This window comes from Paenibacillus taichungensis (assembly GCF_003287275.1).
GTDB classification, from domain to species: Bacteria; Bacillota; Bacilli; order Paenibacillales; family Paenibacillaceae; genus Paenibacillus; species Paenibacillus taichungensis_A.
Genome location: NZ_QEVW01000005.1, coordinates 460,897 through 486,443, shown reverse-complemented (window position 1 = coordinate 486,443; position 25,547 = coordinate 460,897). Strand labels below are relative to the sequence as shown.

At 47.3% G+C, this 25,547-nt stretch carries 28 protein-coding genes; 26 read left to right on the top strand and 2 right to left on the bottom strand.

The genetic code is table 11. From position 1 onward, the window contains the following. The first annotated feature begins 1 nt into the window (after position 1). The 9 genes from DC345_RS07395 (at position 2) to DC345_RS07355 (ending at position 10,230) form a co-directional block, all read left to right on the top strand. On the top strand, positions 2-832 hold the full coding sequence (locus DC345_RS07395) for a hypothetical protein (protein ID WP_113052566.1): 831 nt from the start codon (positions 2-4) through the stop codon (positions 830-832). 6 nt (positions 833-838) lie between these two features. Further along, positions 839-1,387: a WXG100 family type VII secretion target gene (locus tag DC345_RS07390; RefSeq protein WP_113052565.1), complete on the top strand. Its 549-nt coding sequence runs from the start codon at positions 839-841 to the stop codon at positions 1,385-1,387. Positions 1,388-1,581: 194 nt separating this feature from the next. Continuing rightward, positions 1,582-1,857 carry a WXG100 family type VII secretion target gene (locus DC345_RS07385; RefSeq protein ID WP_017689071.1) on the top strand — a complete coding sequence of 92 codons (276 nt, stop codon included), beginning with the start codon at positions 1,582-1,584 and terminating at the stop codon, positions 1,855-1,857. A 157-nt stretch (positions 1,858-2,014) separates the two neighbouring features. Then, the gene (locus DC345_RS07380; protein ID WP_113052564.1) at positions 2,015-4,108 is read left to right on the top strand and encodes a protein kinase family protein; all 2,094 of its coding nucleotides are present in this window, start codon (positions 2,015-2,017) and stop codon (positions 4,106-4,108) included. 33 nt (positions 4,109-4,141) lie between these two features. Continuing rightward, on the top strand, positions 4,142-4,894 hold the full coding sequence (locus tag DC345_RS07375) for a vWA domain-containing protein (RefSeq protein WP_064639011.1): 753 nt from the start codon (positions 4,142-4,144) through the stop codon (positions 4,892-4,894). A gap of 10 nt (positions 4,895-4,904) precedes the next feature. After that, positions 4,905-5,747, top strand: coding sequence for a protein phosphatase 2C domain-containing protein (locus tag DC345_RS07370; RefSeq protein ID WP_113052563.1), 843 nt, complete (start codon positions 4,905-4,907; stop codon positions 5,745-5,747). Positions 5,748-5,936: 189 nt separating this feature from the next. Next, entirely contained in the window at positions 5,937-6,743 is an 807-nt protein-coding gene (locus DC345_RS07365) for an SDR family oxidoreductase (protein ID WP_113052562.1), read from the top strand. A gap of 178 nt (positions 6,744-6,921) precedes the next feature. Beyond that, positions 6,922-9,438, top strand: coding sequence for an ATP-dependent helicase HrpB (gene hrpB / locus DC345_RS07360; RefSeq protein WP_113052561.1), 2,517 nt, complete (start codon positions 6,922-6,924; stop codon positions 9,436-9,438). Positions 9,439-9,627: 189 nt separating this feature from the next. Further along, complete coding sequence (locus DC345_RS07355; RefSeq protein ID WP_063563227.1) at positions 9,628-10,230, top strand: general stress protein; 603 nt, start codon at positions 9,628-9,630, stop codon at positions 10,228-10,230. 137 nt (positions 10,231-10,367) lie between these two features. Here the strand turns inward: DC345_RS07355 and DC345_RS07350 are convergent, their stop codons facing one another. Then, on the bottom strand, positions 10,368-10,778 hold the full coding sequence (locus DC345_RS07350; RefSeq protein WP_113052560.1) for a YidH family protein: 411 nt from the start codon (positions 10,776-10,778) through the stop codon (positions 10,368-10,370). A 61-nt stretch (positions 10,779-10,839) separates the two neighbouring features. Here DC345_RS07350 and DC345_RS07345 point away from each other — a divergent pair, with 61 nt between their 5' ends. From DC345_RS07345 to DC345_RS07315, 7 genes are all read left to right on the top strand, one after another. Further along, on the top strand, positions 10,840-11,985 hold the full coding sequence (locus DC345_RS07345; RefSeq protein ID WP_113052559.1) for an acyltransferase: 1,146 nt from the start codon (positions 10,840-10,842) through the stop codon (positions 11,983-11,985). A gap of 323 nt (positions 11,986-12,308) precedes the next feature. Next, positions 12,309-12,683 (top strand): replication termination protein, encoded by a 375-nt coding sequence (locus DC345_RS07340; protein WP_063563231.1) that lies wholly within the window; start codon positions 12,309-12,311, stop codon positions 12,681-12,683. A 2-nt stretch (positions 12,684-12,685) separates the two neighbouring features. Continuing rightward, positions 12,686-13,705 (top strand): Gfo/Idh/MocA family protein, encoded by a 1,020-nt coding sequence (locus tag DC345_RS07335; RefSeq protein ID WP_113052558.1) that lies wholly within the window; start codon positions 12,686-12,688, stop codon positions 13,703-13,705. 275 nt (positions 13,706-13,980) lie between these two features. Next, positions 13,981-14,421 carry a ribonuclease gene (locus DC345_RS07330; RefSeq protein WP_113052557.1) on the top strand — a complete coding sequence of 147 codons (441 nt, stop codon included), beginning with the start codon at positions 13,981-13,983 and terminating at the stop codon, positions 14,419-14,421. A gap of 17 nt (positions 14,422-14,438) precedes the next feature. Then, positions 14,439-14,714, top strand: a complete 276-nt coding sequence (locus DC345_RS07325) for a barstar family protein (RefSeq protein WP_113052556.1) — start codon at positions 14,439-14,441, stop codon at positions 14,712-14,714. 236 nt (positions 14,715-14,950) lie between these two features. Beyond that, positions 14,951-16,237, top strand: coding sequence for an MFS transporter (locus tag DC345_RS07320; protein ID WP_113052555.1), 1,287 nt, complete (start codon positions 14,951-14,953; stop codon positions 16,235-16,237). 71 nt (positions 16,238-16,308) lie between these two features. Continuing rightward, complete coding sequence (locus tag DC345_RS07315) at positions 16,309-17,031, top strand: ArsR/SmtB family transcription factor (RefSeq protein WP_258530582.1); 723 nt, start codon at positions 16,309-16,311, stop codon at positions 17,029-17,031. A 158-nt stretch (positions 17,032-17,189) separates the two neighbouring features. Here DC345_RS07315 and DC345_RS07310 read toward each other — a convergent pair whose 3' ends face one another. Next, positions 17,190-17,756, bottom strand: coding sequence for a TraR/DksA C4-type zinc finger protein (locus tag DC345_RS07310; protein ID WP_113052553.1), 567 nt, complete (start codon positions 17,754-17,756; stop codon positions 17,190-17,192). A 205-nt stretch (positions 17,757-17,961) separates the two neighbouring features. Between DC345_RS07310 and DC345_RS07305 the strand changes: the two genes are divergently transcribed. From DC345_RS07305 to DC345_RS07260, 10 genes are all read left to right on the top strand, one after another. Further along, the gene (locus DC345_RS07305) at positions 17,962-18,339 is read left to right on the top strand and encodes a DivIVA domain-containing protein (protein WP_024630343.1); all 378 of its coding nucleotides are present in this window, start codon (positions 17,962-17,964) and stop codon (positions 18,337-18,339) included. Between the two features lie 62 nt (positions 18,340-18,401). Continuing rightward, positions 18,402-18,836, top strand: a complete 435-nt coding sequence (locus DC345_RS07300) for an Rrf2 family transcriptional regulator (protein WP_113052552.1) — start codon at positions 18,402-18,404, stop codon at positions 18,834-18,836. A gap of 42 nt (positions 18,837-18,878) precedes the next feature. Continuing rightward, positions 18,879-19,376, top strand: coding sequence for a metallophosphoesterase family protein (locus tag DC345_RS07295; RefSeq protein WP_113052551.1), 498 nt, complete (start codon positions 18,879-18,881; stop codon positions 19,374-19,376). Between the two features lie 230 nt (positions 19,377-19,606). Then, positions 19,607-20,521 (top strand): sugar phosphate isomerase/epimerase family protein, encoded by a 915-nt coding sequence (locus DC345_RS07290; RefSeq protein WP_113052550.1) that lies wholly within the window; start codon positions 19,607-19,609, stop codon positions 20,519-20,521. Further along, entirely contained in the window at positions 20,518-21,690 is a 1,173-nt protein-coding gene (locus tag DC345_RS07285; RefSeq protein WP_113052549.1) for a Gfo/Idh/MocA family protein, read from the top strand. Before DC345_RS07290 ends, DC345_RS07285 begins: the two co-directional genes overlap by 4 nt. A gap of 54 nt (positions 21,691-21,744) precedes the next feature. Then, positions 21,745-22,842, top strand: coding sequence for a Gfo/Idh/MocA family protein (locus tag DC345_RS07280; RefSeq protein ID WP_113052548.1), 1,098 nt, complete (start codon positions 21,745-21,747; stop codon positions 22,840-22,842). A gap of 218 nt (positions 22,843-23,060) precedes the next feature. Beyond that, positions 23,061-23,432: a hypothetical protein gene (locus DC345_RS07275; protein WP_113052547.1), complete on the top strand. Its 372-nt coding sequence runs from the start codon at positions 23,061-23,063 to the stop codon at positions 23,430-23,432. 224 nt (positions 23,433-23,656) lie between these two features. Beyond that, entirely contained in the window at positions 23,657-24,280 is a 624-nt protein-coding gene (locus tag DC345_RS07270; protein WP_113052546.1) for a DUF3885 domain-containing protein, read from the top strand. 131 nt (positions 24,281-24,411) lie between these two features. Then, positions 24,412-24,903 (top strand): NUDIX domain-containing protein, encoded by a 492-nt coding sequence (locus DC345_RS07265; protein WP_113052545.1) that lies wholly within the window; start codon positions 24,412-24,414, stop codon positions 24,901-24,903. A 224-nt stretch (positions 24,904-25,127) separates the two neighbouring features. Beyond that, the gene (locus tag DC345_RS07260) at positions 25,128-25,514 is read left to right on the top strand and encodes a hypothetical protein (protein ID WP_113052544.1); all 387 of its coding nucleotides are present in this window, start codon (positions 25,128-25,130) and stop codon (positions 25,512-25,514) included. The last annotated feature ends 33 nt before the right edge of the window (positions 25,515-25,547 follow it).

The following is a 25,547-nucleotide window of genomic DNA, read 5'->3' as shown; positions in this document are numbered from 1 at the left end:
AATGTTGACGGTTCATGATTCCAAGCAAAAGGTAGTCACTTTGCAAATAAAAGAGCTTTTTTTCCTGGCCGGGATTCTCGGTTCAGACCGATTGCTTGGCGTGGAAGATCCGTTCCGCGGGTATATGGCGGAAGACATTGCTTTGGAGTGGGAGCGTGTAAAAACATCCCTGCTCGACAAAGGATATCTGATTCAGGATCAGGACAGCAGTGAGCTGATCATGACACCGACCGTTTTCTCCAGGGTAGCCATTGCGGGACTGTCCGACAGGGCTTGCTGGATTCGCTACACGCACAGCGGCAAGTCGTATGAAAGTTATGTGCACTGCACGGATGAACGTGTCGTTGAAGTATCCCGTGTTGCAGACGAACCGGATTCGTTCCGGCTGAGTGACCTGGGAAATGTTCGTGAAGCGATTGATTTTCTGATTCAAAGAATGAATTGGAGTGGTCATTCTCCGGCGGAAAAGCCGGCACTGATGTGCTCCAAGAATAAATTCTATGATGTGATGAATGATCTGAAGAACAAAGAATTACAGGCAGTGGCTGATGAGTTGGTACAAGAGACAAGCGATCCCGAGGGGTCACTTGCGCTTGCGCGCTGTCTGGTGAACAAGGAATCAGAAGGGGAACTGCGGTTGCTTGTATGGAACGGAGAAGGATGGAAATCACAGTCTGCGGCTTTCGCTGCAAGTACGGTATCCAACTGGCTGTTTCGCATGAGTACTGCGGCTTCGGATGATTGGCTTGTTGCAGCACTGACGACGAGAGAACAGTTTCACGAGATGCTGCTGGACTGGCTTAAACAGCCTGCAGGGGAAGAGGAAAGGTGATGGTAAATGCGCATTCGTGTGGAACCGGATGTGCTTCGGGCACTGAGCAGGCAGATTCAGTATGCGGCGGAGCAAATACAGCAAAAGATGACAGTATTGGATCAGGCCATTCATTCGTTGGAGTGGGATCTTGAAGCCCGCGCCGCGATCATGAATGAATGGAATCACAGCAAGCGACTCTGCGAAGCAGCAGTACGTCGTTTTATGGACTTGAGCGTACAGCTGGGACGCAAGGCCTTGTTATTCCAGCAGGTGGACATGGAGTATCGTACAGTGTTGAGTCATGTGAACACAGCCTATGGCAATGCGGTCAATATGTTGAATGTTCTTCAGACGGAGCGTGCAGGAGAGATTATGCCTGCGCATTCGGCAACTGCTGCTGTTGTATCCGATCCATTTTCCGCGGTAGCGGCAGTGTACCGTGTACAGGATGCCGCACCGCCTGATGGCTCGCCGGCGACCCTGATTCAGGCCATGCAGCCTGAACCTGTGGCGTGGAGATTCACAGATCCCTCCTTTCGTGGGAGAAGAGAAACCGAACCTGTGGTTTCCTGAGCTCACGGAGGACAAGGCTGAATAAGCAAGACAGCAGAAAGTGAATTTTTTTATAAATAGTCTGTTAGGTGAAGTTTCGAATGCCAAAAATGGGGTAAATAGGATTAGGTCCTTCGGCTTTTGTCCGATCGATCCTTGTATAGTACAATTTGAACAAGTGAACTTAATTGCACAAACCAAGGAGGAATTTACAAATGGCAGGACGGATTTTAGTTACCCCAGAACAGCTTGATCAGGTTTCCAACCAATTTAAACAAAGCGGTGAGCAAAGTCAGCAAATCGTTTCTACATTGACTCAATCCATCACAAGCATGGAGGGGCAATGGGAAGGTATGACGAAACAACGCTTCTTCCAGGAATTCCAGGAAGCCAGCAAACAAATGCAATCTTTCGTTCAGACGCTGAATAGCATCAGCGCGGAACTGACGGCTATTGCCAACAAATTCCGTACGGCTGACCAAGCTCGCTAATCTGCGATACATAGTTCGGGCAGGTTTCATTACCGAGGTTGCCCAGAATCATATGCGGGAAGCAAGCTGAGGATGTATAACTACAGCAAAAACCGGGCGTTTTCACAACACCCGGTTTTTGCTGCACTATGACAGAATGACAGAGAGAGGGATGAGCATGTCTTTTCAACCAAATCCCGGGGATGAAGTGGTGATTAACGACATTGCCTATATCATTGGGCAGCATCCGGCTGCGCCCGGTCTGGCTTACGCCCAAGCTGGAAGGCAGGGTATCGTCTATCAGTTGTTACCCCGTAACGGTTCCATAAGTGGGGCCAAAGCACTAAAAGTATTTTTTCCTAAATTCCGTATCCCGGCTATGGTGTATCAGTCTGAGCATATGGAGTCTTATAGTGAACTGCCAGGTTTGCAGGTATGCAAGCGTGATGTGCTCACTCCGGAAAGAAACGGAGCGCTCATTGGAGAACATCCTGATCTGTTGTATGCGGTATTGATGCCGTGGGTGCATGGTCTGACCTGGTTCGATGTAATCAGCGATCAAAAGCAGCTGACAGCAGAGGAAAGTCTGAAGCTGGCGAGAGCTCTGGCTGGGACCGGTTCGGCTATGGAACAGCGTGGACTGGCTCATTGTGATTTGTCCGCACCCAATGTGATGATTCCGTTTTTTTCCGAAGTGGAGAACCTGAGTGGGATTTCAGCAGTTGAACTGGTAGACGTTGAGCAGATGTACGGTTCCAGAATGGATCGTCCAGATGCTTTGCTTGCCGGTTCACCGGGGTATGCGGCCCATCGGACAGTGCATAGCGGTTTGTGGAGTGCGTATGCCGATCGTTTTGCGGGAGCAGTTATCATTGCGGAGATGTTAAGTTGGTCTGATGCAGCGATTGTGGAGAAAGCATGGGGAGAAAGTTATTTTGACCAGCACGAAATGCAGACGGTAAATGAACGTTATTATGCCATGAGAGAATCGCTCCAGAAGCGCTGGGGCTCCAAGGTGTCCGATCTGTTTATTCGTGCCTGGGAGAGTCATGATCTCAGCAGCTGCCCTACGTTTGGCGAATGGTTTGTGGCACTGGCTGCTGTGGACATCCGTCTGGCAAGTGCAGCATCTGTTGAAGAAGAGTCTGAAGTCAAGACTTCAGACCAGTCAAATGCAGTGGAGACTAAGCAGATTAAAGGGACAGAAGCAACAAGCGGTATATCGGATAAGCTGGGAAATACGGGTCAGAATGTGCCAGCCGTGGAACCCTCTCCTGGTCAGGAAGCGGTAGTAAACCGTCTCTTCCTTCAGGCGAGAGCACTGGAGGATGAAGGCAAACCGGCTGCGGCGCTCGAAGTGTACCGTTCACTACATCATTTCATTCCGGATAACAGTGCGATGCAGATGGAAGTTGAGGCTGCGATTCAAGAGCTGGACGCGAAGCTAAATCCCAAGCCTGATGATACAGCTCAGCCATTCAAGGTTCCTTTTTACCGATCCAAAAAGTTTATGATTTCTTCGGCGGTGTTGATTGTTCTGCTGGCTGGAAGCGTGCCGACGGTAAAAATACTGGCCGATCAGGCGGAGGTAAAACAGAAGGAGCAGGAGGCGGCTGCCCAACAGGCCGAACAAAAGGCTGCGGAAGAGGCCGAAGCTGCGAGGCTGACTGCTCTGAAGCAGCAGGAAGAAGAAAAGAAACAAAAAGAAGCAGATGCAGCGAAACTGGATGCAGAGGAAAAGAAAAAGCTGGCTGAAGCGGAGAAAAAGCAGGCAGAGGCCAAGAAGAAAGAAGAAGAGCGCAAAGCGCTCCAGGCTAAGTACGATAAGCAAGCGAAATATGAGGCGTATCTTGCCAAGCAGAAACAACAGAAGCTGGAAGCAGCCAAGAAGGCTGAACAGGAAAAGTACGACAAACAGGCGAAATATGAAGCTTACCTAGTCTGGAAAAAAGAAAATGACGCTAAGATTGCGAAGCAGGAAGCCGAACGTAAGGCAGCAGCTGAGGCTCAGCGCATACAGGAGGCAGCCCAGAAAGCTGCGCTCAAGAAAAAGCGTGCCCAGAATGTTGTCACGCTGATAGCGCATTACAATAAAACGTATAATGCGCAAAAAGGCAGAAAAATTGAGAATGCCGAATCATACGCGCGTGATTTCAAAAATCTGTACAACACTGATGCGACCTATTTCAAAGGTGTCGGTAAAGTGGCAGCACGAATGAGTGCGATCAATAAATTCCTGAGCAATACGGATTATACATTACCCAACTTGTAAAATAACGTGAACGACGGAGGTGACACATCCCAGATGAACTACACAATTCAAGCATCCCAGCGCACACCCGCACTGATTATCTATTTAATTGATATTAGCGCCTCTATGAATATGGTTCTGGACAACCGTCGGCGGATTGATGTCGTCTATGATGCCTTATCTCTGGCTATTCGCCAAATGGTGTTTCGTTCGACCAAGGGCAACCGACTGACACCCCGTTACAGGATCGCGATTCTGGCATACAGCGACGATGTGTACGACCTGTTGAACGGGATAAAAGGAATCGACGAAATCGCTGCTGTAGGTTCCTTACCCGACTTAACGCCGAAAAGATTCTCGGATTCAGCGAAAGCTTTCCTGCAGGCCGAGAAAATTCTGCAGGCTGAAATTCCAAATATGCAGGATTGCCCTGCACCGCTTGTATGTCATATGACCGATGGGGTAGCTACAGGCGAAGATCCGGAGCCCATTGCCAAAAGAATAATGGGTATGAGCGTGCCTGATGGCAATGTACTCGTCGAGAATATTTTTATATCCGATCATCTGCTGGAGGGCCCTATTCCAGAGCCGCGAAGATGGAAGGGAATATCCCAGGAGACGGTCCTTCAGGATGAACATGGGGAGAAGCTGCGCAATATGTCCTCGGTTCTGCCGGAAAGTTATCGTGAAATGCTGGTTGAGGCGGATTATTTGCTTTCACCTGGTGCACTGATGATGCTTCCCGGTACTTGTGCAGAACTGGTATCCATCGGATTTCAGATGTCCGCTGCTACGCCTGTGAGATAGGAGGGGAATCATGAGAGCGATGCGTTTGGCAACATTGTCTGCTGGAGATAAGGGGAGCCGTGCGGACCACTATCAGGGTAACTTTCGCTATGTGAGTGTCCAGACAGGGGAACAGCCGTTGACCCGTTATCAAGGTACATTCAAATGCAGGTATGGCTATGGAAGAGCGGCGGAGACCGTTAATCAGGGAGACACCGGACAGGATTTTGCTGCTGTTCGCATGAATGGTAATGTGTGTACTTTCGTATTATGTGATGGGGTAGGCATGAGTTACCTTGGGGATTTTGCCGCACGCTTTCTGGGGAACGCCTTGCTGGAGTGGCTGGAAACGACTCCGCATCCTTCTTTGGATGTTATGGAACGTCTGCTTCATGATTTGACCAGTTCGGCATCCGAACAGCTGGAGAAGTTGCAGCCTTTGGAAAACTCGCCTGTACTGCTGCGGGAAGTGCTGATGGAGAAGCGGAGCAAGGGAAGTCAGGCCATGTACGTATGTGGACGCATCGAGCTCTCGGCAGGCAATCGAAAAAGCAAAGTGTGGCTAGCCTGGCAAGGGGATTCCCGTATCCGTCTCTGGCGTAACGGTCAGGAGCAATCGGCAGCATTTCAGATGAACTGCCGTACGAATGAACGTTGGTCTACATTGGAAGGTCCAGTGGGTGGCCAACCGCATATCTATGAGGCGAAAATGTCTGCGAATGAAGCAATTCGTCTGCAAATGTACACGGATGGCCTGAATGATCTGGATGCTATTCAGGCTTATATTCCGGATGAGCACATCCAGGTACTGCTGGATGCCAGACATACGGGCGGGCTTGAAGATGATGCCGCTTTCATTGAGCTGGAATGGTGAGGTCAAGTGAGGATTCTATGACAACTCTGATCATGCTGCTAAAAGTGGTGAGCCTTAACTACGAAAAAACTTGTCCATGTTGATTTAAAAGACACTCTTTTTGGGTAATCTTGTGAAGAATCTACTTACAGAAATTGCATGAACGTACATTCTTACATAATTACTGAGCGAGAAGGAGTGGAATGGATTATGACACAACATAACGGCAAGCCAAGGTTCGAAGGTAAAGTCGCCATCATTACAGGTGCTGGTTCGGGGATTGGCAAAGCGGCAGCACTCAAACTGGCGAGTGAGGGAGCACATGTTGCACTGCTCGATCTGGTTAATGATCGGATTTCGGAGACGGAAGCCGAAATTAATAAGCTGCGTGAAGGTGCGGCAAGAGCATTCGATGTAGATATTTCCGATCCTGCCCGGGTGGAAAAAGCAGTTCTGGAGACCATCGAATTATTCGGCGGTCTGGATATCGTTTTTGCCAATGCAGGTATTAATGGTGTATCGGCACCGATTGAAGAAATTCAGGTTGAGGATTGGCAGCAGATTATTACGACGAATCTGAACGGGACTTTTTTTACGATCAAGTATGCACTGCCTCATATGAAGAAACGTGGTGGCGGCAGTATCATTATCACAAGCTCTATTAATGGTAATCAGCGCTTCTCTAGCTTCGGCATGTCGGCGTACAGTACATCTAAGGCGGGGCAGGTTGCTTTTGCCAAGATGGCTGCGCTAGAATTGGCGAAGTTCAAGATTCGTGTCAATGTCATCTGTCCCGGAGCGATTGCAACGAATATTGACCAAAGTACGGTCAAAACGGATGAGTTGGATCAAATCGTCATCCCGATGGAATTCCCGGAAGGCCAGCAACCGCTTGCGGATGGTCCGGGTCAGCCAGAGCATGTCGCTGATCTGGTAGCTTTCCTGGCTTCTGCGGAGTCCAGACACATTACAGGTGCGGAAATTGTCATTGACGGTGCAGAGTCGCTGCTGAGCTAAATGATCATTTTGTATCCATCCATAGAGCGACTTTCAATCAGCGTCGTGAGCGAGTTAAATGGAAGGATGTAAAATGTTGTAATGAATGTATCTATGAAGTCGTTCCTCTGGAACGGCTTTTTTTGTTATAATGCTAACATTCGAATAGACACGTGGAACATCAATTAGGAGAGATGAAATGAAGACGGATTTACCGATACAACAGATTATTCCTGAGCTGAGGCAGTTATTTCAAGAGAAGGATACAGGTGTGTTAATTGCCGAGCCGGGTGCGGGTAAAACGACCGTAGTACCGCTGGCACTGCTGGAGGAGCCATGGGTTGCTGGACGGAAAATCATGATGCTGGAGCCTCGCAGACTCGCCGCTCGCTCAGCAGCTGCACGAATGGCGGCTTCACTTGGTGAAAAAGTGGGACAGACCGTAGGATATCGGGTGCGTATGGATACGCGTGTTAGTCAATCCACTCGCATTGAAGTGGTGACGGAGGGTGTATTGACCCGGATGCTTCAACAGGACCAGGGGCTGGAAGATACGGCGATGATTATTTTTGATGAATTTCATGAGCGGCATTTGCATGGTGACCTTGGTTTAGCGCTTGCGCTTGAATCCAGGGCCATGCTGCGTCCGGATCTGAAACTGTTGGTGATGTCCGCCACGCTGGACCCTGTTCCTGTCTGTGCACTGCTTGGTGAGGGGACCAAATGGATTAACTGTCCTGGACGAACGTTTCCGGTGGAAACCCGATATGTATCCAAACCGGCATCCGAACAGATCGAGACTTTTACAGCTCAGGCCGTCGTTAAGGCGCTGGCAGAACAGGAAGGGGATGTTCTGGTTTTCCTACCGGGTGCAAAAGAAATCCATCGCACAGAGCGAGAGCTGTCCGACCGTATGCTTCCTGCCCACGTTCAGGTACATACTTTATATGGCAGCATGTCTGTAGAACGGCAGGATGAAGCCGTGCGACCCGCAGATGAAGGTCAACGGAAGGTTGTGTTGTCCACGTCCATTGCCGAATCCAGTCTTACCTTAGCTGGAGTCAAAGTCGTGGTGGATGCGGGGCTGAGTCGTGCCTCCGTATTCTCGGCACGGACCGGCATGAGTCGGCTAGTCACCCTGCCGGTGTCCAAGGCGTCAGCCGATCAGCGGCGGGGTCGCGCGGGGCGGATTGCACCGGGCGTGTGTTACCGGCTATGGAGCGAAGAGGCCCATGGCGTGCTGCCTGAGGCAGCAAAGCCGGAGATTGCCTCCGCGGACCTTGCGCCGCTGGCGCTGGAGCTTGCCGTCTGGGGTGTCCAGTCCCCTGCAGAGCTGCAGTGGCTGGACACCCCGCCTGCCGCAGCCTACGGCCAGGCACAGGCGCTGCTGCGCCAGCTGGGCGGCCTGGATGACGCAGGCCGCATCACGCCCTTCGGGCGGCGGATGAACACGCTTGGCGTGCATCCGCGACTGGCCAGCATGCTGCTCCGCGCGGCGGAGCTTGGGCTGGCCAGCTACGCCAGCATGCTGGCGGCACTGCTGCAGGAGCCTGCCGGCCTCCGCAGCAGTGGCAGTGCAGGCGCGGGCACCGATCTGCGCCCGCGCGTGGAAGCGCTGCTGACTGCGGACAGCAGCGGCATGCCGCAAGCGGCAGCGTCTGTCGCAGACGTCGCTGCCTTGCGGCGCATGCTCCAGGAGAGCCGCCAGCTGCGCTCGGCGCTCGGCCCGGCGGCCGATCCGGTACGGCCGGATGAGGACAGCTGCGGATGGCTGCTGTCCTTCGCTTATCCGGACCGGATCGGGCAGCGCCGGGAGGACGGCCGCTATCTGCTGAGCAGCGGCCGTGGGGTACGGCTCACAGCGACAGAATCGCTGAGCCGTTCAGCCTATCTGGTCGCAGCCGAAGCCGACGACCAGGGCGCGGATGCGCGCATCCTGCTGGCTGCGCCATTGCAGGAGAAGAGACTGCTGGAGCTTGGTCCACATCTGCTGCATGAAGAAGTACAGGTGGCCTGGGACCGAAACACCCGCAGTGTGCGGGCGCATAAAAGGCTGCAAATTGGAGCCATTACGTTGAAAGAGAGCAGCATTGCACAGCCACCCGAAGATCAGGTGCTCGAAGCATTACTCTCAGGAATACGTATCGAGGGGCTGGATTGTCTGCCCTGGACAAAATCATCACGGCAGCTGGCGGACAGGCTGCGCTTTTTGCATCATCATTTGCCGGAATGGCCTGATCTCATCGAAGATCATCTGACCGAAGAACTGGCAGAACATCTTAACCCTTTTCTGACAGGCATGCGATCTGCTGCGGATCTCAAGAGATTGTCGATGCAGGATGTGCTGCTCGGCGGACTAAGCTGGGAACAGCGACAGCAATTGGATCGTGAAGCGCCTACACATATTCAGGTGCCTAGTGGTTCGCGTATTTCTGTGGATTATAGCCGACCTGAAGATCCAACGCTCGCGGTGAGACTGCAGGAGATGTTTGGCCAGCAGGAGACCCCGCGTATTGGTGGTGGTCGAGTACCACTGACCATACATTTGCTTTCCCCGGCGCAGCGGCCTGTACAGGTCACACGAGACTTGGAGAACTTTTGGCGGGAGACTTATTTTGAGGTAAAGAAAGACTTGAAAGGCCGTTATCCCAAACATTATTGGCCGGATGATCCGCTCGAAGCGATAGCCACTAACCGAGCTAAACCGAGAGTTTAGCGGTTGCTTGCATGAGTTCAACTTCGTATCTCACCACGTGCAGACCCTAAGGCGGTGGCTCTTTGCATATCAATGGTTGGTCATTCTCCTAGGCCTTCAAGGATATGATGTTGAGGTGGAAGCGTTTGAAAGAAAACAAGGCGGGTAATAACATAGCGAACCACTCAATTAGATGAGGAGGGATTCACTATGCAGAAGAAAATCGTAGGTGTGTTTAATACAGAGCGTGAGGCATCATCCGCAATCGAGGGACTGAAAGCGCAAGGGTTCACTTCAGATGAAATCTCGGTCGTTACACAAGATCGGGATGAACTGAAAGCTATTCGCGAAGAGACGGGTACAAAAGCACCCGAAGGTGTAGCTGCAGGTGCAGCAACAGGCGGGGTGCTCGGCGGAGTCGCTGGATTGCTCGCTGGCATTGGCGCATTGGCGATTCCGGGCATAGGTCCTATTCTGGCCGCTGGCCCGATTGCTGCAGCATTTACGGGTGCAGCTGTAGGTGCAGGAGCAGGCGGACTTGTAGGTGGACTTGTGGGTCTGGGCATTCCGGAAGAGGACGCAAGACAGTATGAGGAATACGTGCAAAGTGGTAAAATCCTGCTACTCGTGGACTCTACGGATCGGGACACGGATGTTTATGACGTGTTTAGCAGTAACAGTTATGTGAACCGGGACAGAATTGATGTCAATCGGGATGATGTTACGGTTGAGCGCACGGATCTCGATATGGAAAATCAAAGATTGGAAGCTCGGGATAAGGCCGCTCGACTTGGCAACAATACTTTTCTATAATAAATCGGTTCAGTAAAGACAGGAATCTTCAACTGGAATGACATAAGTGAGCCACCAGGTGGTCATCAGCCGGTTTCCTTTAGAGGAAGCCGGCTTTTGTCCCTGTTTTAACTTCCTGCTGTTGCAAGGTACAGGTGTTAAACCTGCCAGGCAGGGAATAACAATACATACAGCAATACGGCCAGGGCCAGTCCAATTACCAGTAGCATCAGCGTCAGGAACCGAATCAATTTCGTGGATGCCTGGAATGTTTGTGAATTAATCTGATTGCGTTTTCGGTGATAAGCGGAAGCAGAGCACAGGATGATCAGAATACCACTGACCAAGGAAGTAATACCAATGATGATTGCCGCGATATGGGCCATCCGATCATATGCCGTTGAACTGAATCCGAAGCCTGCTGCAAGAAAACCAATCCCGACCATGGCAATGCCGGTACGTACCCAGGCCAGAAAGGTTCGTTCGTTAGCGAGATGCTGTTGTACATATTTGGAGTCAATGGTGGTTATGTCTTGGTCTATACCTGAGATGTAAATCACCCCGTTCATCAATATATGGCTTTATTGTACGTCGTTTTCATGGCAAAACCAAGAAAGGAGGCTTTCTGTTATGCCTCGTAAAGAACGAATTACAGAAATTGAAAGTCTGAGGGGGATTGCTTTTGCAGCAGTCGTCCTTCAGCACTCCATTGCACATTATTCCCTGGTCCCGGAAGCGGGGCTGGAAGACGGTGTATTGCTCGCAATCTTATTAATGCTGTCCAAATTTGCTGTACCCCTGTTTATTTTTATTACAGGTATGGTGCTTTTCTATAATACAGGAGACAAGTTGCATTATGGACGTTTTATGCAAAAGCGATTAACCGATGTAATCGTCCCCTATATGATTTGGTCACTGATCTATTTCACACTCGCACCTCGCGGATGGAACGGATTTGGTTGGCAGGATATCCCTGACCTTGGTTTAAAATTAATCACAGGCAAAACGACCTCGCATTTTTGGTACATTATTATGCTTATTCAGTTTTATCTGTTGTTTCCCCTGTTTTTGCGAGCCATCCGTTACGTCTATAACCGATATGAGGCGAAAGGGCGCACAATAGCTCTTCTGATCTCCGGTGTGGTGTACCTCGTGCTCGCGGATCAATTGCGAAATATCGCCAGGTTTATGGAATGGTTGAGTGTCCCGGTGCTGACCGATGCCTTTACAACCTATGCGGATCGAAATTTCCTGTATTTCTTTTTTTATTTTGTGCTTGGTGCGGCAGCCGGGCTATCGGTTCAACATTGGAATGAGTGGATTCAACGTTTGCGCTGGGGATATTGGACCGTGTTTATTGTCCTTGGTCTTCGGTTTATATATAAGTTAATGCTGGAGTTCCAGAAGCCGGAGGGTATACAGATTACATTCTATACCGTCAGTCTTATTCGACCGGATATGATCTTATTTCTCATTGCTTCCATCATGGTGATGTACCAGCTGGCTGGCAAGCTCCACAATATCAGAGTAACGCGAGTGCTGGCGTGGATTGGCGGGGTTTCATACGGGGGTTACCTGATGCACATGCTGATGTTGCGCTACAGCTACATTCCGGATGAGCAGTTTTTTGTGGCACTGGGTTTAAACCCCGTAATTCGCATGATCATCACTTGGCTGCTGGCGCTTACGTTATCCTGCGTACTTACGTGGCTCATCTCTCGCGCAAGCTGGGGCAAGTGGGTTGTGGGAACTGTACCGAAGTCCAAACCTGATTAACGGGTGAATACATCATTATATGAAAAATTCAGAATAACAGTGAGTAGAAGTCCGATGAAAATGGAAGCAACAACCTGAAAAAAGTGATGCCATTACTATGACGAACCTTTTTTGAAATAATTTTTTTAAAATTTCATTACATGAAAAATTCATAATAGAAAGCCCAAATTCTCGCTCTACCTTACGTTCCTGCCTCTTTATCAGTTCTCCTTCTTGCATTCCAACGCCCATCGATTAAAGGGAGAAAGACGGATAAAGATGGCAGAAGGGGAACATAAGTTTTATAATACTAGATATATAGAGCTGACAGGAGGGGAATGAACGTGGCTTTTATGATTGCGCAGCGGGCATTTATTAAGCTGTATCTGATTACGATGGTTGAACAGCATAGGGGATATGGTTATGAGATGCTGGAGGCCATGAAGCAGGAATTCAAAGCCTACGGTTATGTACCACCCCAGAGCGAGATATACCGGGCGCTGCATGAATTGGTTCAACAGGGTGTCTTTTATCGTACAAAGAAGCTGAAGGGCAGTGATCCCAAAGTCGATTTTCAGGAAATCGTTTTATATCACTTCACGGATGATGGTGCGGAGAAAGCCGAATTATATAAAAAACAGGTTAAGGCTGATCTTGATCGTTGTCTCGGCATGTTACACAAGGCAGAAGAGGACAATTACGGAGTGAAAGGAAGATAAGCATGGACAGACACTTACAGTGGGGTGTACTTGGTACATCTACAATTGCGAAAAATGCAGTCATTCCTGCGATTCAACAATCCGAACGTGGTGAAGTCTTGGCAATAGCCAGCCGCAGCAAGGAGAAGGCGGAAGCTCTTGCAAATGAACTCGACATTGCCAGAGCGTATGGCAGTTATGATGAACTCATTGCGGACCCGGATATTGAAGCTGTGTATATTCCTCTGCCGAACCACATGCATAAGGAGTGGACAATTAAGACTGCTCAGGCTGGAAAACATGTATTATGTGAGAAGCCGGCTGCTCTGAATTCAGATGAAGCGGCGGAAATGATTGAGGTATGTCAACAGCACGGCGTATTGTTTGCAGAAGCCATCATGTATCGATACCATCCCAAGCATAGACGTGTACAAGAGATCATAGCCAGTGGGGAGATTGGTACGGTCAGAGCCCTCCACGGCAATTTCACTTGCAATACCGCTGACGATAAGGACAATGTAAGGTTCAAAAAGGAGATGGGCGGAGGATCATTATTTGATCTTGGCGTATATCCTATCTCGGCAGCACGCATGTATCTGGGGCAGGAACCGGAAGCCGTTACGGTACATGCTCTATTTTCAGAAGAGCATGATGGCGTCGATATGATGGCTTCAGGACTTGTGGAGTTTCCCAATTCAGTAGCGTTAACGTTTGACTGCGGCATGTGGGCTTCTGGACGAGCCGAGATGGAGATTCTCGGTACCGATGGTCGGATTGAACTGCCCAAGGTGTTCGGTTGGGAGAACAGTGATATTCCACCACAGATTATCGTGCACACCGATTCCGTCAGCCGTGAGGAACGTGTATCGGTATCGAACTCCTATGTTTTGCAGGTAGAGACTTTTGCAGCCGCAGTGCTTGAAGGAGAAGCGCTACCGTTCAGTCCGCAAAATACCATTCAGAATATGCGTGTTATTGATGCATGTTTGGAATCGGCGCGAACCCGTCAACGGGTGCAATTAGTGGATCAAAACAGGAGCTAACATGCTAACATGATAGATGAAAAGAAATGTTCGAAATGGTAGACTCCATCCGCCGGGATGTGAGTCTTTTGTTATATTTAAATGTTATATTTATATATTTTTACAATAATAACAGTTAAATTTGATATTTCCTCCAAAATGATGTGATATAAATAGTAAATAGATGGCTTGTTCACTATAATCTAGCAGAACGTACATCCAGGCAGAATTCACATCTCATATCACTTACATAGTGGCAACGTTCATCCATTTTAAGTCATTGGGAGGCTGGATTTATGAAAAAGTTCTTGTCTACAGCTCTGCTAGCGGTTATGTTAACGATTGTTTTCTTCACAGGTTCTCAGATCGCTCCGGTTGGACAGCAGAAGGCTTCAGCTGCAACGTGTACCATCATCAATACGTTTACTGGTGTGGCCAACTATCTCAGCGCCAACGGGAATCTGCCATGTAACTACATTACCAAAGCACAGGCAACGGCACTTGGCTGGGTATCTTCCCAAGGCAACCTTGCTACGGTTGCTCCGGGCAAAAGTATCGGTGGAGACGTGTTTAGCAACCGGGAAGGCTTGCTTCCAGCAGCGAGTGGCCGTACTTGGCGTGAAGCGGATATCAACTACACTTCCGGTTTCCGTAATTCTGACCGAATCCTGTACTCCAATGACGGCTTGATTTACAAAACGACAGATCACTATGCATCCTTTACTCGCTTGAAATAAGGAAGGACAGGACAGACATGAAGAGGATAGTACTTAACGGTGAGGACTTTTCCAGCACGACAGAGCTACATGAGCTATTGAAGCAAAAGCTTGAGCTGCCAGACTTTTACGGTGCAAATCTGGACGCCTTGTGGGACTGCTTTACAGGCATGATCGAGCTGCCACTTGAATTAACCTGGACGAACTACCAGATCAGCAAGGAGCGGCTGGGTAGCGAGGCAGAGAAGGTATACCAGTTGATGCTGGAGGCGAGAGAAGAGAGTATTGGATTTCAATTCAAGACTGAGCATTAGTACATGAACTACGAATCATAGCAGCAAATAAATATTAGTGTTTGGAGAACAGACGAACAGACCCTTCGGTCTGTTTTTTTGTGTTTTTATGGAGAGGGCCCATTAAAAATCATCAAGAAAAGAATGGAATAAATACAACGTTAAAAATATTTTCACGAAAGGGTTGATTTTCGCATATCATACGTTAAAATAAAATTAACATTAAAAATATTTTCACGTTGAGAGGCGGAATAAAAATGAGCGAAGGTGCAGTCGCACACAAACAAGGGATCGGAGAATTAATTCGGGTTAAACCTTATGTGCAGTTTATGGTGAGCAAGGTTGTATCCAGATTTGGCGATTCGATTGATTCCATTGCTTATAGCTGGATGGTGTACATTTTGACAGGTTCAAAGCTGCTGATGGGAACACTGCTGGCTGTTAACTTTTTGCCGAGTATCTTTCTGGGGCTGTTTGTCGGAGCTTTGGTGGATCGCATGTCGCCCAAAAAGGTGATTGTGCTCACAAATACCGGCCGAGGTTTATTTGTGGGCATTACAGCACTTTTGTTTGGTCTGGGTGAGCTGCAAGTCTGGCATCTGTTCGTTATCACCATTCTGAATTCTCTTCTGGAATGTTTTGCGTCACCTGCAGAGGTGTCCACTGTACCGCGATTACTTCCCAAATCGATGCTGCTGTCTGGTAATGCCATGGCCTCATCTGCAACCCGGGTTGCAGAACTCGCAGGACTTGCAGTGGCGGGAACGTTAATTGCAACAGCAGGGATCACGTGGACGATATTGATCGATGCGGGCTTGTTTGCTTTAAGTGCACTTCTGATGAGCCGTGTGGGGTACCCGAAAACCTCAACATCATCTAACAGTGATAATACACCATTGTATTCATCTAATTCTCCTTCAGCAAGAAAAAGTATATTCTCTGAAATGACAGAAGCCTTTCATTTTATGCGTAAACATGTGTTGTTACTGATCGTTTCGATTCTGTTTGCCTTTGTTAACTTTTGTCTGATGCCATTCAATGTCCTTCGCACGCCATATGTCATTGAAACGTTGCATGCCGGAGCAGGAGGATTAAGCCTACTCAGTGGGCTGATTGTGGCAGGCATGGTACTGAGCGGCTTGTGGCTGTCCCACCAAGGATCGAATTACCGTAAAAGTGTGCTGGTCATCGTAGGCATTGTCATGTTGGGGCTCAGTTATGCCATGACCGCTCTCCCGTCTTACATGACGTCCTACCAGCTGCCTGTTGCTGCTGTCTTTTGTCTGATGATGGGCATGGGGATTCCACTCGCTACAACACCCCTTGCATCCTATCTCATGGAAGTTACACCTTCCGAGATGCTTGGCAGAGTGTACGCCCTTCAAAGTATGCTCGTCGTGAGTGTTGCTCCATTAGGAAGCTTGCTTTCTGGAGCCCTTGCCGATTGGGTGGCATTGCCGATTCTATTTATCGTGTTTGGTGTTTTGCTTGCCATGTCAGCTGCTCTAGTGCTTCTGAGCAAGACTTTCCGCACTGTTCTATAATAGAACTTCCTAAAGCCTGTTATCTTCAGCCTGTTTTGACCGAAACCCTGTTCGGACGGTATAATATACACATGATGGGCAACAGGTACCCCGGAAATGAGGATACAGGTATGCAGCGCAAAGTACTTTCAACGATTGAAGAAATCAAGGTCTACTCCGATCCGTATCGGATACAGATTATGAATATGTTTAATAAACAGGGCAGACCTTCTACGGTTAAAGAGATCGCAGACCAGATGGGCGAAGTGCCAGCCAAGGTACATTATCATGTGAAAAAACTGGAGAAAATCGGTCTGCTGACCATCGTATCCACTCGTGAAATTAATGGAATTATTGCCAAATATTACGATCCCTTCAAGGGGGAAATCCAGCTCCGTAACGAAGATGAAGAGAATTCACCTTTGAAGGAGGTATTTCGTTCCGAAACCTTCAAATTGTTAAATGAAATGTTTGAGCAGAGCCGTCGGCGATTCATGAATCAGGCGGAAAACGGAGACCGCATGTTTATCTCGGATATGACGTTGTATGCTAGCCGGGAAGAAGTAGAGCAGTTGTACAACAACATTACGAAGATGTGTGAACCCTACTTAACGAAAGACAGGCATGATGCGGACCAAGAGGTCTTTCATTTATTCAGTTCCCTATCCAAAGATACAGTGAATAAGCCCGCTATGGAAACCGCTGGGAAATTGAAAAAGAAGGCTTCACCCGATAAGGGCAAGCCCGCTGCCAAAACGTCAAGACCTGCTAAAAAGCAGAAGGAATCCTCGTCTGGTGGTCAGGCGGAGGAGTAACCGAAGCATATTCATCGGATTGATTGAAGTTCCGTCTGTGTAAAGATGATATGCTGGACCAAGAAAAAAGCCGCCGTTGGCGGCTTTTTCATGCGTAATTTGGCATGATGGGAGAAATGTACCTATTTAAGCGTAAACGACCTTAATTCGTTCATAAACTACATGTTTTCATCATAATCTTTCACGTCACGTTTGGCTGCGGTTGCGGGGGAGTTCGATGTGCCATATTCCTCGACGGTTTCCCAGGCGTCAGCGTTATCGAACTTGCCAGCATTGCGCTGTCTTACTTCACCGGCACCGCTAGGCGGCATCGTCATGACTTCCTCTTCAACGGGCCGTTCGTTGCTTAACTCGCGGTTAGGCGTATCATCGATACAGTAGGCCGTGTAAGGGATCACTTCGAGTCGTTCAAAGGGAATATCCTTACCACAGGTCACACAGGAGCCATACGTTCCTTGTTCGATTCGCCCCAGCGCTTCATTCACTTGGTTGAACTCGTCGGTTAACGTATCATCTATCGCCAGGTCACGGCTTCGCTCAAACGTCTCCGTACCGGCATCTGCAGGGTGATTATCGTATGATGACAGCTCACCAGTTGAATCTTTCAGGGACTCGGCTGGAGCACCGTCTTCCATGCTGGATTCAAAATGACGCTGTAGGTTTTCACGTTGCTCCAAAAGAGCGTTTTTGAGCTCTTGAAGTTGATCTTTGGTTAATGTACTCATAAGGACATGCTCCTTTCCCGCATTGGGGTTGTAGTCAGTCCTTACCCGAATTTCATAAGAAGCAATCAGTTTCGTGTGTAAAGAGGGGCGTTCGATTTTATATCTGACGGATAATGTGTTATAAAAAATATAGAGAGAAAATGCGGCGGTATCGAAGATCTTCTTGTGCTTACCGCGGCGCGTTTGATAATGGAGGGTTGTCAATATGGATGAGCATATGAAACGAAGATTGGACAAACAAAGACAATTGTTCAAGCAATTGGGCGTACAGCTCGACGCTTTATCAATTCATGAAAAACAATTCAACTATAAACTTCGTGGTTATGATCCGGATGAGGTGGATGCCTATCTTGATTTGGTTATTAAAGATTACGAACGTTTCTACGCCAATATAGCGGATCTGATGGACAAGTGGCAAGAACAGCAGTTAACGATTCGGGATCTGAAGTCATCGGCGAAACCAGTGGAAGATCCAACGAAGATTGATCGCAAACAACTGGACGATATTGTGAAACAACTGGAATACAGCGTTCGGCAGTTAAAAATCCGGGCGCGCCCTGAACAGGACCTGTTTTCTGAGTAAGCCTACACATCTGGGATGATATAAAATCAGCATAATAATGCTCAAATAAAAGGTGGTTAATCATGAGTACTCATTTTTCGGTCAGTGTGCATTGTTTGTTGTTGTTGTCTTTCAGCGCGCCTGAACGAATCACTTCGGCACTGATTGCAGGTAGTGTGAATACCAACCCTGTCGTGGTCAGACGTATTCTGGGCGGGTTGAAAAAGGCAGGGCTTGTGGACTCCTCACCGGGAACAAGAGGATTTTACCTCGCCAAGCCCTCAAGTGAAATCACATTAGCCATGATCTATCAGGCTGCCAAGGATGAAGGACCATTGTTTCCGATTCATGGTAACTGTAATCCAAATTGTGATGTTGGCCTTCGTATTGATAGCCTGCTGACCAATCTGTATCAGGTTGCCGAAGCAAAGGTGGAACAATTCTTTGCATCCATTACCCTTGAAGATATGGAGCGCTCCTGTTCCCAGCTTGAAGTTCTTCCATCACATGCCGAATAAAGCGTCATATAAGGGAAAGGGAAAGGGAAGGTGTGCTGTACTATGAAAATTATTGTCATTTCGGACACTCATTTACCTCGAAGAGCACGGAAGTTGCCCGATCCCTTGGTTGAGGCGCTTACAGATGCTGATCTGATTCTCCACGCGGGGGACTGGTCGGACTGGAGTGTATACAAGCTGCTTAGCGCTTATGCACCCGTTGAAGGTGTTGCAGGTAATACGGACCCGCCTGAAATAGGTCAAAAACTCGGGTTCTCCCGCATCGTTGAGGCGGACGGTTTGCGTCTTGGTCTTGTACATGGTCATCTGGGATCGAAGTCTACAGAGCAGAATGCGATCCACACCTTTGCAGGACAGCAGGTGGATGCTGTGATTTTTGGACACTCGCACATTCCGGTGATGCATACGGTCAATGATGTGCTGATATTTAATCCGGGTTCTCCTACGGATCGGCGGCGTCAGCCCCAGTATTCTTTTGGTATCATGACGACACATTTAGGGGAATTGCAGGCGGAACATGTTTTTTTCGATGAAAAATAAAAGTTGAAAATCAGGCATCTCGAATCAGAAGGCTCTTCTGTTAATCGGGGTGCTTTTTGCTATGTATGCATTCAAAAGGGAACTTGCAAGTTATCTCTGAATGGGGAATATGGTCTGCTGTTTATCTGTCATTCATCTCTTCTCGTTACCCCCTATGGAGGCATTTGTATGAATGATACAATGCGTTTACAACAATAAATTGAATACGTTTACATAAGGAGATGAATGTCATGAAATTGTCTGTATTCACTGTTGCCACTCCAGACTTGACGGCAGATGAGTTGGCTTCTGCTGCAGCTGCAGCCGGCATTGAAGGGATCGAATGGAGATATCGCGGAATCCCGGCGGATGCTTTATCCGAAGAACCTTCTTATTGGAGACATAATCGTTGCTCGATAGATCCGGACCAGTGGGAGGGACAGGTACCTCTATTTCGTGATGCGGCAAAAAAGCATGGCAGACAGTCGATTGCATTGGTGCCATATCTGAGCTGTGGAGATCTGCTTGCCACGGAGCAAGCATTTCAAACTGCACAAGCCTTAGGGGCATCCATGATGCGTGTTGGAGTTCCCGGTTATGATCGGAAAACCAGCTATCCTGAGTTATACAAACAAGCTGTGCATTATCTGAATGAGGTTCAAGAGATGGCCCAACAGTATAAGGTAAAAGCTGTAGTAGAAATCCATCATCAAACGATTGCTCCCACTGCATCGCTGGCTTATCGGCTCGTGCAATCGCTGGATTCCCAGCATGTAGGGGTATTGTACGATCCAGGTAACATGGTCCATGAAGGATATGAGAACCATCGTATGGGATTGGAATTACTGGGGCCTTATCTGGCACATGTGCATGTGAAGAATGCGGCTTGGTTCAAGGATGCATCAAACATGAATTCGAATTCCAGTGTGAATGAACAAAATACAGAAATATCGCTAACATCAAACTGGCATTGTCAGTGGGCCCCCTTGACCGAAGGCGTGGTGAATTGGTTGCAAGTATTCCGTGACCTCAAATCGGTTGGATATGATGGATATTACGGGATTGAGGATTTTAGCGGAGTCTTGGAATCGAAGGCGATGTTACAGCATTTTGCAGATGTTTTTGCCGAAATTGAACGTCGTGTGGACGAGGAGGTACAGGTATGAGTTTGGTTCGAGTAGCCGTCATTGGCATTGGAAATATGGGTGCAGCACATGCCAGAACGTTGGTAGCAGGAGAAGTACCGGGTGCAGAACTGGTGGCTGTGTGTGATGTGAGACAAGAAATGGAGAGCTGGGTATCCAGCAACCTTCCGGCTTCAGTCACCTATTGGCAGGATGCGGAGCAGATGATGTCATCAGGGACAATTGATGCGGTCATTATAGCAACCCCGCATTATGACCATCCCGAAAAAGCCATTCAGGCTTTTCAGTATGGCCTGCATGTCATGATCGAGAAACCTGCCGGAGTATACACCAAACAGGTACGCAAGATGAATGAAGCGGCTGCTGCCAGCGGCAAAGTGTTTTCCATGATGTATAACCAGCGAACCAACCCTTTATATATCAAACTAAAAGATCTGATTGCATCGGGAGAACTGGGCGAGGTACGTCGCACCAACTGGATTATAACGAACTGGTATCGCTCCCAGAGTTATTATGATTCAGGCGGCTGGCGCGCTACGTGGGCTGGTGAAGGGGGCGGTGTCCTGATCAACCAGGACCCTCATCAACTGGACCTATGGCAATGGACCATCGGCATGATGCCTGTTCGTATGCGTGCCTTCTGTTCATTCGGCAAATACCGGAACATTGAAGTGGAAGATGATGTAACGGCATATGTCGAGTATGAAAATGGAGCAACAGGTGTATTCGTGACTACGACGGGAGAAGCACCAGGTACCAACCGATTCGAGGTCAACGGGGATCGTGGAAAAATTGTCATTGAAGATGGTCAGTTGACCTTCTGGCGTCTTCGTGAACCCGAGCCCGAATTCAATCAGAGATTTACCGGAGGATTTGGACAGCCTGAATGCTGGAAATGCGAGGTGCCGATTACCGGTGTGGAAACCGGACATCCTGGGCTGATTCGTAATTGGATCGATGCCATCCTGAAAGGGACTCCGCTCATTGCTCCGGGAGAAGAGGGGATCCATGGTTTAACATTGTCCAATGCCATGCTTTTGTCAACCTGGACGGATAACTGGGTGGATCTGCCGATCGATGAAGATTTGTTCTATGAACATTTGCAGCAGCGGATTGCCAGTTCAAATACAAAGAAAGACAAGGCAGGGAGCGGCAGTCAGCCTGCCGATCTGTCACAGACGTTTAAGTAAGGTAATTGTGTAGCTGGTTTATTCACGAATCCCAGACGGAAGGACGGAGAAGACATGGCAAAAGACGGAATGTTCTATGCTCCAAAGAGTCTGAAAAAAGAGGTCGTATGTGGTCCAGGTGAGTTTACCATTGCTGCTGTAGCGTTGGACCATGGACATATCTACGGCATGGTTGGCGGGCTGGTGGAAGCTGGGGCAACGCTCAAATGGGTATATGATCCTGATCCGGCCAAGGTCGAGGCTTTTCGGAAACAGTTCCCACAGGCACAGGTCGCCGCATCTGAAGCGGATGTACTTGCTGACGATGAAGTGCAGCTCGTAGCTGGAGCAGCCATTACATCGGAACGTGCGCCACTCGGCATGAGAGTTATGGCCGCAGGCAAAGATTATTTTACGGACAAAGCCCCCTTTACCACACTGGATCAACTGTCCCTTGCGCGTGAAGAGGTTAAACGCACTGGGAAGAAGTATATGGTCTATTATAGTGAGCGTCTGCACGTGGAAAGTGCGATCTACGCCGGACAACTGATCGAACAGGGAGCCATCGGCAAGGTTGTACAGGTTATGGGGACGGGGCCACATCGATTAAACGCGGGAGGTCGGCCTGAATGGTTCTTCCAGCATGAAAAGTATGGCGGCATCCTCTGTGATATTGGAAGTCATCAGATCGAGCAGTTTCTGACCTTTGCTTCATGTACGGATGCAGAAGTGGCGTTCAGTCGGGTGAACAATTTCAATCATCCACAATTCCCGGAACTGGAGGACTTTGGCGAAGCATCACTGATCGGTAACAACGGTGCTTCCGGTTACTTCCGCGTAGACTGGTTTACACCGGATGGCCTGGGTACATGGGGCGATGGGCGAACGGTTATTTTGGGAACGGACGGATACATTGAACTGCGTAAGTATATCGATGTGGCGAGAGAGCCTGAAGGCGATCAGGTATACCTGGTTAACCATGAAGGGGAATACCGTTATAGCGTCAAAGGACAGGTCGGTTATCCGTTCTTCGGTGAACTAATCCGAGACTGTCTGGATCGAACAGAAATCGCGATGTCACAGGAGCATGCGTTCAAAGCGGCAGAACTTTGCTTGATTGCACAGCATAAGGCAATGAGTGAGAGAGTGGTATGGAGTAGTGGTGAGAAGTAAATGGTTTCATTTGGAAAAGTAATAGATTATGTAATGGGAGAGCAGCTGGTGAAGGCTGCTCTTTTGTTTGTTGTAGTACCTTCGCAAATGGAACAATATGGTTTAATATGTATATAGTTCAGAAATCGAGTTGAATGTGTGGTATTTACGAAGTACATAAATTTAGATGTTAGACGAAACCGCCAAAGATGTAAAACCATAGGAAAGAAGATGACGAATTGAAGGGATTTTCAATTTTCTTATGCACAGTACTCTCAATAATATTAATCTCTGGTTGTGGCACTAAAGTAAGCAGTCCAGGATCAAATTCAAGTACTGATTGGGCTTATAACTTTGTCGTTTGGAATGATGACATTTATGAAATATTAAATGAAGAAATTAAATCGGAAGAAATTGATAAAGAAATAGGTGAAGTCAGGAAAAATTCTGACTTTGAAGGGACTTATGGAGATGGTTTTTCAAATAAATATCCTGTAGGAACAAAGTTATTCAAGATAAAAAAAGTGAAAACCTCTGAATATATCGCTATACAAATTGAAGAAGGAATATATCTAAAAGCTGAAGACAAAGGAAAATACGGAGGGAAGTAATAATAAAGCATATTATGAGTAATTCATGGCGGCATCGTCTAACAAAACATTCCTACATCGTCGCGTTCGCTCCTCGGTCGCCAAGAGGGATTTCGAAGCAGTGAATTCAGGCGACACATTCAACCGGCTAAGTCTGACGACCCGTCCCCTTCGGTCACTTAAGCCGGTTAAACGTCAGACGAAAGATCACTAAAAAAATATAAGTCATAGGAGATCGAGATCAAATGAAAAAAGAGATTATAGAGTATCTGAATAGTAATTTTCCGAACTTGAGTGGTGAAATACATATTAGATTTGAACTTGGAGAACCTTTTCGAAATGGATCAAACCGAAGAATCAAACAAGTGAATAAAAGAGTGGTAACTATATTCGAAGAGATTTTTGACCAAGATGATTTTATATTTGTATATATCAAAGACTGGGAGAATAGGGAAGATCTTATGTTTGGGAATACAACGCCCAAATATCTCTACGAGCTACTCCATGGAAAAGTCATAGAAGATGAAGTCGGATTTGAATTAGATGAAGATGATGACAAAGAAGGAAATACCATTGAAATAAAGAATGAATATCAAATTAAAATCTTAAATGGACTTGTTTCTTCATTTCCGTATAGCAAAATCCTTGAAGGGATTAGTCATTACGAACAGGGAAGAAAGCCAGCGATAGGTCAAGATGTCTTTTTCATCAGTAAGAATAAGGACATTATATTTCACATGTATGATGATAGAGGCTGTATCATTCATGCAAAATCGAAAGGAAAATTAAGACCCCTGTATGTAAAATATAATGATTGGATAGTGGATTATTGGAGAGAGTATTTTGACGGATTGTTCAAGGAAGAGTGATCAATCGTCTAACATAATATTCATGCTGCGGGCATACGCCCTTGGTACGGCATACACCGGACACCTAGCATTCGCTAGGTCGTGGATACAGGAACGTTATGAGAAAGTGATGTAGAGGGGGATTATTCTAGATGATTCGAAATACAGTAAGAGCATTGATTATTCAGAAAGACAATCTTTTATTAATAAAGAAAAAGAGAGCAAATATAGGTATTTATTATGTACTACCTGGAGGAGCTCAAGAAGAGAATGAAACATTGGAACAGGCTTTAAGTCGCGAGTGTATGGAAGAACTGGGTATCGAAATATTGAGTAGTAGGTTAGTTTGTGTAAGAGAATACATATCGCGCAATCATGAATACTCTTTCATAATGAAGAAAGTTCATTCTATTGATTTTATTTATGAGTGCAGCACTCATTTCCTAAATAATGAATTAAGAAGCCTACAAGCAGATGTTGGACAGGTTGGGATTGAATGGTTACCCATTAATGAAATTAAGAGGACAGTGTATAGGCTAGAAGAATCTTTAGAACATTGTAAATTTCCTGGAACAACTAATGAATTCTTCAAAGAATATTTTTCGGATCAAGTAATAAAACCATATTCTAGCGTAATATTTTAAAGTAATCCATAGAAAACATCATCATCTCCCATAACAACATATTCACCCATCGGGCATTCGCCTTCGGTCGCCAAGGAGGGATTTCGGGGAAGCTGAATCAGGCGACAACCCTGCACTGGCTATGTCCGTCGGACCCGCGCTTGAGCCGGTTAGGTTCGTGAATACAGGAACGTTATACGAAATCATCGGAACAACATTCAAAACTAACTAAAGGAGTGACCTGAATGATAAAGTCGCCTGGAGGTTCAATTTTTCCATATTATTATAAGGGTGGAGAAATCCATTGTCTTAAATATGGAAGTAAGTATAGAAAATATGATGAACTTTTTGAATTAATGAGAATGGAAGAAGAATTTATTTTTAAAGCGAATAAAAAACTGAAGATATGGATTGATCTGTACGAAACATCTATAACAGAAATGGTTCTTCAAGAACTTGTGAACAATCTAAATAACTTGAATGGCTATGTAAAGAAAATCTCATTTGTTGGACTTTCAAGTACAAGTAAATGGAAGTTAAAGCGCAAAATAAAGAATTTAAAACTAGAATATCCTGTTTCATATTTCTCAGATCCGGAGGAAGCAAAGACTTGGTTGATAAGTGAAAGATAGTGAATGTAGCTCAAAAAGGTGATATCACGTTAT

Bases quoted from the DNA above. Each gene is read 5' to 3' on its own strand.
- DC345_RS07355 (WP_063563227.1), top strand. From the start codon at position 9,628: ATGCAGAAGAAAATCGTAGGTGTGTTTAATACAGAGCGTGAGGCATCA.
- hrpB (WP_113052561.1), top strand. From the start codon at position 6,922: ATGAAGACGGATTTACCGATACAACAGATTATTCCTGAGCTGAGGCAG.
- DC345_RS07295 (WP_113052551.1), top strand. From the start codon at position 18,879: ATGAAAATTATTGTCATTTCGGACACTCATTTACCTCGAAGAGCACGG.
- DC345_RS07380 (WP_113052564.1), top strand. From the start codon at position 2,015: ATGTCTTTTCAACCAAATCCCGGGGATGAAGTGGTGATTAACGACATT.
- DC345_RS07260 (WP_113052544.1), top strand. From the start codon at position 25,128: ATGATAAAGTCGCCTGGAGGTTCAATTTTTCCATATTATTATAAGGGT.
- DC345_RS07370 (WP_113052563.1), top strand. From the start codon at position 4,905: ATGAGAGCGATGCGTTTGGCAACATTGTCTGCTGGAGATAAGGGGAGC.
- DC345_RS07375 (WP_064639011.1), top strand. From the start codon at position 4,142: ATGAACTACACAATTCAAGCATCCCAGCGCACACCCGCACTGATTATC.
- DC345_RS07385 (WP_017689071.1), top strand. From the start codon at position 1,582: ATGGCAGGACGGATTTTAGTTACCCCAGAACAGCTTGATCAGGTTTCC.
- DC345_RS07395 (WP_113052566.1), top strand. From the start codon at position 2: ATGTTGACGGTTCATGATTCCAAGCAAAAGGTAGTCACTTTGCAAATA.
- DC345_RS07265 (WP_113052545.1), top strand. From the start codon at position 24,412: ATGATTCGAAATACAGTAAGAGCATTGATTATTCAGAAAGACAATCTT.
- DC345_RS07280 (WP_113052548.1), top strand. From the start codon at position 21,745: ATGGCAAAAGACGGAATGTTCTATGCTCCAAAGAGTCTGAAAAAAGAG.
- DC345_RS07365 (WP_113052562.1), top strand. From the start codon at position 5,937: ATGACACAACATAACGGCAAGCCAAGGTTCGAAGGTAAAGTCGCCATC.
- DC345_RS07390 (WP_113052565.1), top strand. From the start codon at position 839: ATGCGCATTCGTGTGGAACCGGATGTGCTTCGGGCACTGAGCAGGCAG.
- DC345_RS07335 (WP_113052558.1), top strand. From the start codon at position 12,686: ATGGACAGACACTTACAGTGGGGTGTACTTGGTACATCTACAATTGCG.
- DC345_RS07315 (WP_258530582.1), top strand. From the start codon at position 16,309: ATGATGGGCAACAGGTACCCCGGAAATGAGGATACAGGTATGCAGCGC.
- DC345_RS07310 (WP_113052553.1), bottom strand. From the start codon at position 17,756: ATGAGTACATTAACCAAAGATCAACTTCAAGAGCTCAAAAACGCTCTT.
- DC345_RS07290 (WP_113052550.1), top strand. From the start codon at position 19,607: ATGAAATTGTCTGTATTCACTGTTGCCACTCCAGACTTGACGGCAGAT.
- DC345_RS07285 (WP_113052549.1), top strand. From the start codon at position 20,518: ATGAGTTTGGTTCGAGTAGCCGTCATTGGCATTGGAAATATGGGTGCA.
- DC345_RS07325 (WP_113052556.1), top strand. From the start codon at position 14,439: ATGAAGAGGATAGTACTTAACGGTGAGGACTTTTCCAGCACGACAGAG.
- DC345_RS07330 (WP_113052557.1), top strand. From the start codon at position 13,981: ATGAAAAAGTTCTTGTCTACAGCTCTGCTAGCGGTTATGTTAACGATT.
- DC345_RS07300 (WP_113052552.1), top strand. From the start codon at position 18,402: ATGAGTACTCATTTTTCGGTCAGTGTGCATTGTTTGTTGTTGTTGTCT.
- DC345_RS07345 (WP_113052559.1), top strand. From the start codon at position 10,840: ATGCCTCGTAAAGAACGAATTACAGAAATTGAAAGTCTGAGGGGGATT.
- DC345_RS07350 (WP_113052560.1), bottom strand. From the start codon at position 10,778: ATGAACGGGGTGATTTACATCTCAGGTATAGACCAAGACATAACCACC.
- DC345_RS07320 (WP_113052555.1), top strand. From the start codon at position 14,951: ATGAGCGAAGGTGCAGTCGCACACAAACAAGGGATCGGAGAATTAATT.
- DC345_RS07305 (WP_024630343.1), top strand. From the start codon at position 17,962: ATGGATGAGCATATGAAACGAAGATTGGACAAACAAAGACAATTGTTC.
- DC345_RS07270 (WP_113052546.1), top strand. From the start codon at position 23,657: ATGAAAAAAGAGATTATAGAGTATCTGAATAGTAATTTTCCGAACTTG.